This is a genomic window from Acidimicrobiales bacterium (assembly GCA_036270875.1).
GTDB lineage: Bacteria > Actinomycetota > Acidimicrobiia > Acidimicrobiales > AC-9 > AC-9.
In genome coordinates, this window is record DATBBR010000135.1 from 1 (window position 1) to 7,620 (window position 7,620).

Sequence of the window (7,620 nt, forward strand, 5' to 3'; positions counted from 1 at the left end):
GGCGGGGCCAGCGGACCTCCGGGACCCCAGACCCAGCCGGTGCTGGCGACGGCGGCACCGCCGAGCCATCGGCACCGGCCGAGCATCGCTCCTGGCCTGTTTCTCGCCGCAGCCGGCTTCCTGATCGTCGGGTTCGCCTACTCGATTCTCGCCTATGAGGCGTTCCAGGGCGTCACCGAGAAGCTGACCAAGGCGTCCACCATCTGCTTTGCCGCCGGGTTCATGGCCGTCGCAATCGGGCTCGTGGTCCTTGCCGTGATGCGGGCACGCGAGTAGCCGGGAACGACCCAGCACAGCTACGCGCCCAGATGCGCCTTGACCAGCTCGACCAGCTCGGCGGGCTTTTCCAGGGGTAACAGGTGGGCTGCCCCCTCGACCTCCACCAGTGCAGCTCTGGAGATGCCGCTGGCGTAGGCCTCGGCGTGCGCTCTGGGCACGAGCGTGTCCTGTGCGCCGCGCACGATGAGCGCGGGCGAGCTGACGCGATGCAGCCGCCCCGCCAGCTTGGGATCATGCAGGTAAGGGTCCCAGGCCAACTTGGCCGTGGCGGCCATCGACTGGAGCAGCGGACGCAGGACCTCGAAGGGGATGTCGACCTCGCTGGCTGCCATGGTGTCCAGCTGGCTCATCATCTGGGCCATGGGATGGCTCTGGTCGGCGAACATGTCCTGGGCCAGCTCGCGTAAGGGCCGCCCGAAGAGCTCCTTGATCTCCGCGCCCGGAAGGTACAGCCCTACCGGGTTCACCAGCACCAGGCGGCTGACGCGATCGGGGTACCGAACGGCGAGCTCCGCCGCCATCCAGCCCCCGAGGGACAGCCCCACCACCGCCGGCGACGACAGGCCCAGGCGGTCGAGCACGTCGAGGAGGTGGAACACGGCGTCATCCATGTCGTCGATGCTCTCGATCCCCTCGGACTCGCCGAACCCGGGAAAGACGGGCGCAACCACTTCACGCTCGTCAGCCAGGTCCTCCAGGAACAGCGTCCCCGCCCCCTCCCCCATAGCCGAATGGAGGTAGACGACAGGGTCGCCGGCCCCCGCCCGAAGGACCTGCACGGTGCCGACGTTGGTCGAGAGCCGCCCGTCGCTGAGGCTGGTTGCCATCACGCCACCGCCGCCGGCGCGCCGAGCACGGGCTGGCCGGCCGGGAACGCGGCCCGCAGCTTGGGCATGACCTCGGTGCCGAACAGCTCGAGGCTGCGCCGGGTCGCATCGGCCGGAAGCGTTCCCAGCTGGAACAGACCGAGCAGGTTGCCCGGCCCGAGGCGACGGAGGTTCTCCGTGAGCCGCTCGGTCACCGTCTCCGGCGAGCCCACGATGGCGTACTCCCCCGCCTGTACCTCGTCCCATGTCTTCAGGTTGAGGGCGAAGGTCTTAGCTCCCTTCAGGATGTTCTCGTACGAGCGAATCGAGGTGTAGCCGGGCGGGGAGATGTTGATGCCGGGCAGGAGGCGGCGGACGAAGTACCAGAAGTGGTCCTCGTACTGACGGCGGGCCTCGGCGTCGGTCTCGGCCACGTAGATGGGCACGAGCCAACCGAGCTGGAGCGGGTCGACCTCGTAGCCTTGTCGCTGACAGGCCTCGCGCATCATCTTGAACATCCGCTCGAACACGTCGATGTGGAAGTACGGGATGCCCATGTAGGCGTAGCGGTTGCGGGCGACGAACTCGATCGTCTCGAGCGAGCCGACGCCTGGGATCCAGATCTCCGGATGGGGCTGCTGGACGGGGCGCGGCCAGCTGTTGACGTAGCGAAGCTTGTAGTGCTTGCCGATGAACTCGAACGGGCCGGGCTCGGTCCACGCCCGCTTGATGATGTCGTGCGCCTCCTGGAACCGCTCCCGGGCATGGGCCGGGTTGATCGAGAACGAGTAGTACTCGGGACCCCCGCCGACCACCATCCCGGCGATGAGGCGACCGCCACTGATGCAGTCGATCATGGCGAACTCCTCGGCGACCCGGGTGGGCGGGTCGTACAGCGGCAGGGCGTTGCCCACCACCGCGATCCGTACCCGGCTGGTCTGGCGGGCGAGGATCGACGCCATGAGGTTGGGGGAGGGCATGAGGCCGTAGGCATTCTGGTGGTGCTCGTTCACACAGACTCCGTCGAAGCCGAGCTCCTCGGCCAGGATGAGCTCGTCCAGGTAGCGGTTGTAGATCTGGCTGCCCACGCCGGGGTCGAACAGCGAGTTGGGACAGGTGACCCAGGCGGGCCCGTCGTAGTCGTCCGGCAACGCCGGGTAGGGCATCAGGTGGAAGCTGAAGAACCGCATCTCGGCGAACCCCCTCGCTCGCGACCGACCGGACCGCCGGTGGCGGTGATCGTAACCCGACCACTCGGTCAAGTTCGACCGTGCCGTCAGCGCCGGCATCCCCACTGTGTCTGCCGGGAGCGCCGTTCTCCGGCCCCCAGCGGGCTGCTCAAGCCCCTGAGATGGTCGCTCCTGGCTCGTCGACCCCGTACGGCGCGTAGCCGGTCTGCTCGAGCTCCTCGGCCAGCTCCGGCCCGCCGCTGCGGACGATCGACCCGCGGACCATCACGTGGACCGCGTCGGCCCTCAGCACGTGGAGGAGCCGGGTGTAGTGCGTGATCGCCAACACGCCGAGCTCGGACTCGGTCGTGGCCGCCTCGATGCGCCGGGCGACGGCCCGGAGGGCGTCGATGTCGAGACCCGAGTCAACCTCGTCCAACACCGCGAATCTCGGTCGCAGCACGCCGAGCTGCAGTGTCTCGTTTCGCTTCTTCTCGCCGCCCGACAGGTCGACGTTCAAGGGCCGGACGAGGAACCTCGGGTCGAACCCGATGCGGCCGGCCTCCGCCGCCACCAACTCGCGCACCTCGCTGCGATCCCGACCGGCGGCGGTGAGCGCCTCGCCCAGCGCGTCCTCCAGGCTCACTCCCGGCACCTCTGTCGGGTACTGGGGGACGAGGAACAATCCCGCCTGGGCCCGCTTCCAGGTGGGCAGGGCAAGGAGGTCGACACCGTCGAGCGTCACGCCGCCGGCCGTGACGCGGTAGCCCGGCCGGCCCATCAGGACATGGGCAAGCGTGCTCTTGCCCGAGCCGTTCGGGCCCATCACGGCGTGGACCTCGCCGCCGCGAAGCCGGAGATCGATACCCTCGAGTATCTCCCGCTCGGGGACACCAGCTCGCAATCCGGCGATCGACAGCTCGGCGGTCCCGTCGGGGCCGACCTCCCGGGCTGGCCTCACGGCAGTACCACCATCACGTCGTCGCCCTCGACCTCCACCTCGTAGACCGGTACGGGCTGGGTGGCGGGCAGGCAGAGAGGCTCGCCGGTCTCGAGCGCGAACGTGCTGCCGTGCTTCCAGCACTCGATCTCCAGATCCTCGGCGTAGACCTCGCCTTCGGACAGCGAGTAGTCGGCATGGCTGCAGCGGTCGCCGATGGCGTAGAACGCGTCGCCGACACGAATCAGGGCGATGCGATGCTCACCGACGTCGAAGCGTCGCGCCGTACCCGTGGGCACGTCATCGGTCGCGCACAGCCTGACCCGCTCGCCCATCAGTCGTTCTCCAGACGATCGCTCACGGCCCGTCGAAGGTGGGGCCGGACACCTGGTGCCGGGGCCCGGTCGAGTATGTCGCTGAAGAACCCGGCCACGATGAGACGGTCGGCCGCGGCGGGAGGCACGCCCCGGCTCTCCAGGTAGTACCGCTGCTCCTCGTCGATCGGTCCCACCGTCGACGCGTGGCTGCAGCGCACGTCGTTCTCCTCGATCTCCAGATTGGGAACCGAGTCGGCGTGGGCGCCCTCCGACAGCACGAGGTTGCGGTTGGTCTGGAAGGCGTTGCTCCCGTGGGCGCCGTGGCGGATCCGGATGAGACCGCTGTACACCGAACGGGCCCGATCGCTCACCGCCCCCTTGAAGAGCAGATCGCTGGTCGTCTTCGGGGCGTCGTGGTCCTGGAGGGTGCGGAAGTCGTGCATCTGGTCAGCGGCACCGAAGAAGGCGGCCATGAGCTGGGTTGACCCTCCCTGGCCCGCCAGCCGCGAGTCCGTTCGCAGCCTGGCGTACTCGCCGCCGAGTGAGGCCGTGAACGACCGCAGGCTCGCGTCTCTCCCCACCCGGCTGGCCTGATAGGCCACCTGCCAGACCCGCGACCCCAGCTGCTGGAGCCCGACATAGGCGAGGTTGGCGGCGTCGGCCACGTCGAGCTCGACGACCGGCGCCGCCAGAGCGGCCACGTCTCCCGAGGCCATCACCTCGACCACGCCGGCCTGGCTGGACTCGCCGACCTGCACGACGGTGCGGGGGAAGACGGCAGCTCCATCGGTGTCCAGCCAGTGGACCACCACTAGGGGCGCGTCCAGCTCGACCTTCGGCGGCACCCGGACGAGGGCCGCCTCGGCGAGGAACGCGGTCGCGAGCTCGACGAAGCCGTCGGGCGCGCCCGCAACGGCCCCGAGGAGCTCGGCCCCCTCGTCGGGAGCCGCCTGCAGCAGGCCGCCGAGGACGACGCCTCGAGCGGCGAGATCATCGCGCACCTCGGCGTGGGCGACGCGACCATCTCGCAGCACCAGCAGTCCCGAGCGAGGGCCCATGTCGTCGGCAACGGCAGTGACCGCAGGGGGGATTCCGGACTCCACCTCGGTACCGGCAAGGGGTCGAAAGGCGCCGAGGTCGAGCTCGTCGATGCGGCTGTAGCGCCACACCTCCTCGGCCTCGGTGGGCAGCTCACCCGCCTCGAACCGGTCCAGCGCGTCGGCGCGCCGCCGCTTCATCCAGGCTGGCCCCGGCAGCGCAGCCGCGGCGTCGGCAGTGAACTCGGTCAAGGGCGTCATCTCTCAGCGACGAGATCGTGAGATAGGAGATCCACAGTCGGGTGCTCGACGCCCCCGACCATCCACCCACTGTAGTTAGTCGGTCGCGTGGGCCCGCCCTAGAGGGTGAACCTGCCCTCAGCACAGGCGGCGATCCTGCCCCCGACCCGCACGTCGGCCTCCTCGGCGTGCACCTCGATTCTGCAGGGCCGGCCGATCTCGTCGCCCTGGCAGATGGTCACGTCGGCGGCGGTTCCCCAGAGCCGGCGGGCGAGCAGGGCGATGGGCCCGGCCGCTGAGCCCGTGCCGGGATCCTCGAACCCTCCACCCGAGGAGCCCCGCGGGCCAGGAACGAAGACCCGCACATGGAGCCTCGAGTGCTCTCCCCGGGTGAACAACGCCACGGTGGTCGCCCGGGCCTTCTGGGCCACCTCTGCGACCGCCACCGGCGACGGGCGAAGGCGGTCGAGACGGGCCGTGGTGGGGATGAGGAGGTGGGTGATACCCCCGGCCTCGGCCCGGTAGGCGCCCTCGGCGCCTTCGGCCCCTGGGAGGGTGGAGTCCGTCAGCAGCGCCTTTGGCGCTTCGGTGATCTCGGGTGTGGGCTGGCCCATCACCGCCCCCGTCTCGTCGGCCTCGATGACGACCGTCGCCCCCTCCGACGTCTGGGTCCAGCGGCGGGGACCGAGGACCCACGCCGTGCCGAGGCTGGGGTGACCGGCAAACGGCAGCTCGACGGCGGGCGTGAAGATGCGCAGCTCGTACTCGTCCGCGCCGATCACAGTAGGAAACGTCGTCTCGCTCAGGTTGGCCTCCCGGGCGATGGCGCCCATCACCGGCTCGGGACAGGGGTCCAGCACGACACAGACGGCGTTGCCAGCCAGGGGCCGGGCGGAGAACACGTCGACGACCCGGTAGCGCAGCTCGATGGCCATCCCAGGCGAACCTACCGCCCGGCCGCCGCTACTGTGGCCGCCATGGCCGGCTCACAGGTCCTGTCCATCGAGCGCAACGGCCACGTTGGCACGCTGTGGCTCGACCGCGCCGAGCGCCGGAACGCCATGGGCCCGGACTTCTGGGCCGACCTGCCCGTGATGATGGAGCAGTTTGCCGATGACGACGAGATCCGCGCCGTGGTGGTGGCCGGGCGCGGACCGCACTTCAGCGTCGGCCTCGACCTCAAGGCCATGGGTGGCTCGGTTGCCGGCTCCGCCGGGTCGCAGGTGACCAACGCCCGCCAGACCCTGAGACAGGTGCACCGGATGCAGGCTTCGATCACCGCCGTGGCGGACTGCCCCAAGCCGGTGATCGCTGCCGTGCAGGGCTACTGCATCGGGGGCGGGGTCGACCTCATCGCCGCCTGCGACATCCGCCTGGCCGCAGCCGATGCCGTCTTCTCGGTACGGGAGACGAAGATCGCCATCGTGGCGGACCTCGGCAGCCTCCAGCGCCTCCCCCGCATCATCCCCATGGGGCACGTGGCGGAGCTGGCGTACACGGGCAAGGACGTTCCCGCCGACCGCGCTCGCCAGATCGGCCTGGTGAACGAGGTGCTTCCCGATCACGAGGCAGTAGTGAAGGCGGCCGCCGAGATGGCGGCCGAGATCGCGGCCAACTCACCGCTGGCCGTGCAGGGGACCAAGGCGGTGCTGGCGGCGAGCGCGGAGCGCAGCGTGGCCGAGGGGCTGGACTACGTGGCCGCGTGGAACGCGGCCTTCCTCCCGTCCGACGACCTACGGGAGGCGATGGCCGCCTTCGCCGAGAAGCGCCCGCCTTCGTTCAGGGGCTTGTAGGGTCAGCGACCCCGGCGCCACCGACGCCACCACGGGCTGGCGGCGGTCGCGGCCCGTCGCTCCCGCTCCCGCTCGACCTCGGCCGCCAAGGTGGCGCCGACCGAGTTCACGATGTCCTCGGCCTCGTCCAGCAGGTGCGCCGCCTCGGGGCCAGGAACCTCGGGCTCGTCCTCGATCGCCGGCTCGACGAGGCTGCCGTGCGTCCAGCCGGCGTCCGCCATCCTCCGCTCGTAGGCCGGGCAGTTGTCAGGGCACCGCCAGGGTGCCTCGGGGGCCAGGTCGAGCACACAGAAGCGCGCCACCTCACCGGATGCGTACGTCCGGCTCTGGAAGTGCTTGCATTCCTCGCGCATCGGCATGAGCTGTATCCCCTGGGACCGGGGGCGCATCCCGTGAGCACCCTTCGCTCAGCGGGAATCCGATTCTACACTCGGCCGGCCGCAGCCAGACGTCGCACCTCGTGAACTTGGCGTGACGAAGCGCGCCGCGGCGCCTGCTTGGGTCAGCCGACGGAGTCGTCCATCTGCAGCTCGATCAGCCGACTCCACTCGACGGCGTACTCCATCGGTAGCGTACGGGTCACGGGCTCGATGAAGCCGTTCACGATCATGCTCATGGCCTGCTGCTCCGAGAGGCCGCGGCTCATGAGGTAGAACAGCTGGTCGTCCCCCACCTTGGAGACCGTTGCCTCGTGGCCGATCTGGGCGTCGCGCTCCTCGACCTCCATGTAGGGCTTGGTGTTGGACGTGCTCTTCTCGTCGAGGAGCAGGGCGTCGCAGCGGACGAAGCTCTTGGCGTTGGTAGCACCCTCGTCCACGTGGACGAGCCCTCGGTACGTCGTGATCCACCCGTCCTTGGAGACGGACTTGGAGACGATGGTGGAGCTGGTCTCCGGGGCGGCGTGGATCATCTTGGCGCCGGCGTCCTGATGCTGGCCGGCGCCGGCATAGGCGACAGAGAGGACCTCCCCCGACGCCTTCGGGCCCATCAGGTAGACGGCCGGGTACTTCATGGTCAGCCGGCTGCCGATGTTAGATCG

General features: G+C 69.8%; 10 protein-coding genes. 2 read left to right on the top strand and 8 right to left on the bottom strand.

Features of this window, described 5'->3' with window-relative positions; genetic code table 11:
- On the top strand, positions 1-276 hold a 276-nt coding region (locus tag VH112_13120; protein HEX4541175.1), incomplete at its 5' end, for a hypothetical protein.
- Between the two features lie 20 nt (positions 277-296).
- Here VH112_13120 and VH112_13125 read toward each other — a convergent pair.
- From VH112_13125 to VH112_13150, 6 genes are all read right to left on the bottom strand, one after another.
- Complete coding sequence (locus VH112_13125) at positions 297-1,106, bottom strand: alpha/beta fold hydrolase (GenBank protein ID HEX4541176.1); 810 nt, start codon at positions 1,104-1,106, stop codon at positions 297-299.
- Positions 1,106-2,275 carry an LLM class flavin-dependent oxidoreductase gene (locus VH112_13130; GenBank protein HEX4541177.1) on the bottom strand — a complete coding sequence of 390 codons (1,170 nt, stop codon included), beginning with the start codon at positions 2,273-2,275 and terminating at the stop codon, positions 1,106-1,108. The genes VH112_13125 and VH112_13130 overlap by 1 nt, the downstream gene beginning before the upstream one ends.
- Positions 2,276-2,423: 148 nt before the next feature.
- Complete coding sequence (gene sufC, locus VH112_13135; GenBank protein ID HEX4541178.1) at positions 2,424-3,215, bottom strand: Fe-S cluster assembly ATPase SufC; 792 nt, start codon at positions 3,213-3,215, stop codon at positions 2,424-2,426.
- Entirely contained in the window at positions 3,212-3,529 is a 318-nt protein-coding gene (locus VH112_13140) for a non-heme iron oxygenase ferredoxin subunit (protein ID HEX4541179.1), read from the bottom strand. Before VH112_13140 ends, sufC begins: the two co-directional genes overlap by 4 nt.
- Positions 3,529-4,800, bottom strand: a complete 1,272-nt coding sequence (sufD, locus tag VH112_13145) for a Fe-S cluster assembly protein SufD (protein HEX4541180.1) — start codon at positions 4,798-4,800, stop codon at positions 3,529-3,531. Before sufD ends, VH112_13140 begins: the two co-directional genes overlap by 1 nt.
- 107 nt (positions 4,801-4,907) lie before the next feature.
- Positions 4,908-5,723 (bottom strand): PhzF family phenazine biosynthesis protein, encoded by an 816-nt coding sequence (locus tag VH112_13150; GenBank protein HEX4541181.1) that lies wholly within the window; start codon positions 5,721-5,723, stop codon positions 4,908-4,910.
- Between the two features lie 42 nt (positions 5,724-5,765).
- Between VH112_13150 and VH112_13155 the strand changes: the two genes are divergently transcribed.
- Entirely contained in the window at positions 5,766-6,581 is an 816-nt protein-coding gene (locus VH112_13155) for a crotonase/enoyl-CoA hydratase family protein (GenBank protein HEX4541182.1), read from the top strand.
- A gap of 2 nt (positions 6,582-6,583) precedes the next feature.
- On the opposite strand, the gene VH112_13160 is transcribed toward VH112_13155, so the two are convergent.
- Together VH112_13160 and VH112_13165 are read right to left on the bottom strand one after the other, a co-directional pair.
- Entirely contained in the window at positions 6,584-6,940 is a 357-nt protein-coding gene (locus VH112_13160) for a hypothetical protein (protein HEX4541183.1), read from the bottom strand.
- Positions 6,941-7,083: 143 nt separating this feature from the next.
- Positions 7,084-7,620: SufD family Fe-S cluster assembly protein (locus VH112_13165; protein ID HEX4541184.1), on the bottom strand; the 537-nt coding region annotated here is incomplete at its 5' end.

Coding starts and splice junctions, on each gene's coding strand:
- VH112_13125 (HEX4541176.1), bottom strand. CDS start 1,106: ATGGCAACCAGCCTCAGCGACGGGCGGCTCTCGACCAACGTCGGCACC.
- VH112_13130 (HEX4541177.1), bottom strand. CDS start 2,275: ATGCGGTTCTTCAGCTTCCACCTGATGCCCTACCCGGCGTTGCCGGAC.
- VH112_13140 (HEX4541179.1), bottom strand. CDS start 3,529: ATGGGCGAGCGGGTCAGGCTGTGCGCGACCGATGACGTGCCCACGGGT.
- VH112_13150 (HEX4541181.1), bottom strand. CDS start 5,723: ATGGCCATCGAGCTGCGCTACCGGGTCGTCGACGTGTTCTCCGCCCGG.
- VH112_13155 (HEX4541182.1), top strand. CDS start 5,766: ATGGCCGGCTCACAGGTCCTGTCCATCGAGCGCAACGGCCACGTTGGC.
- VH112_13160 (HEX4541183.1), bottom strand. CDS start 6,940: ATGCCGATGCGCGAGGAATGCAAGCACTTCCAGAGCCGGACGTACGCA.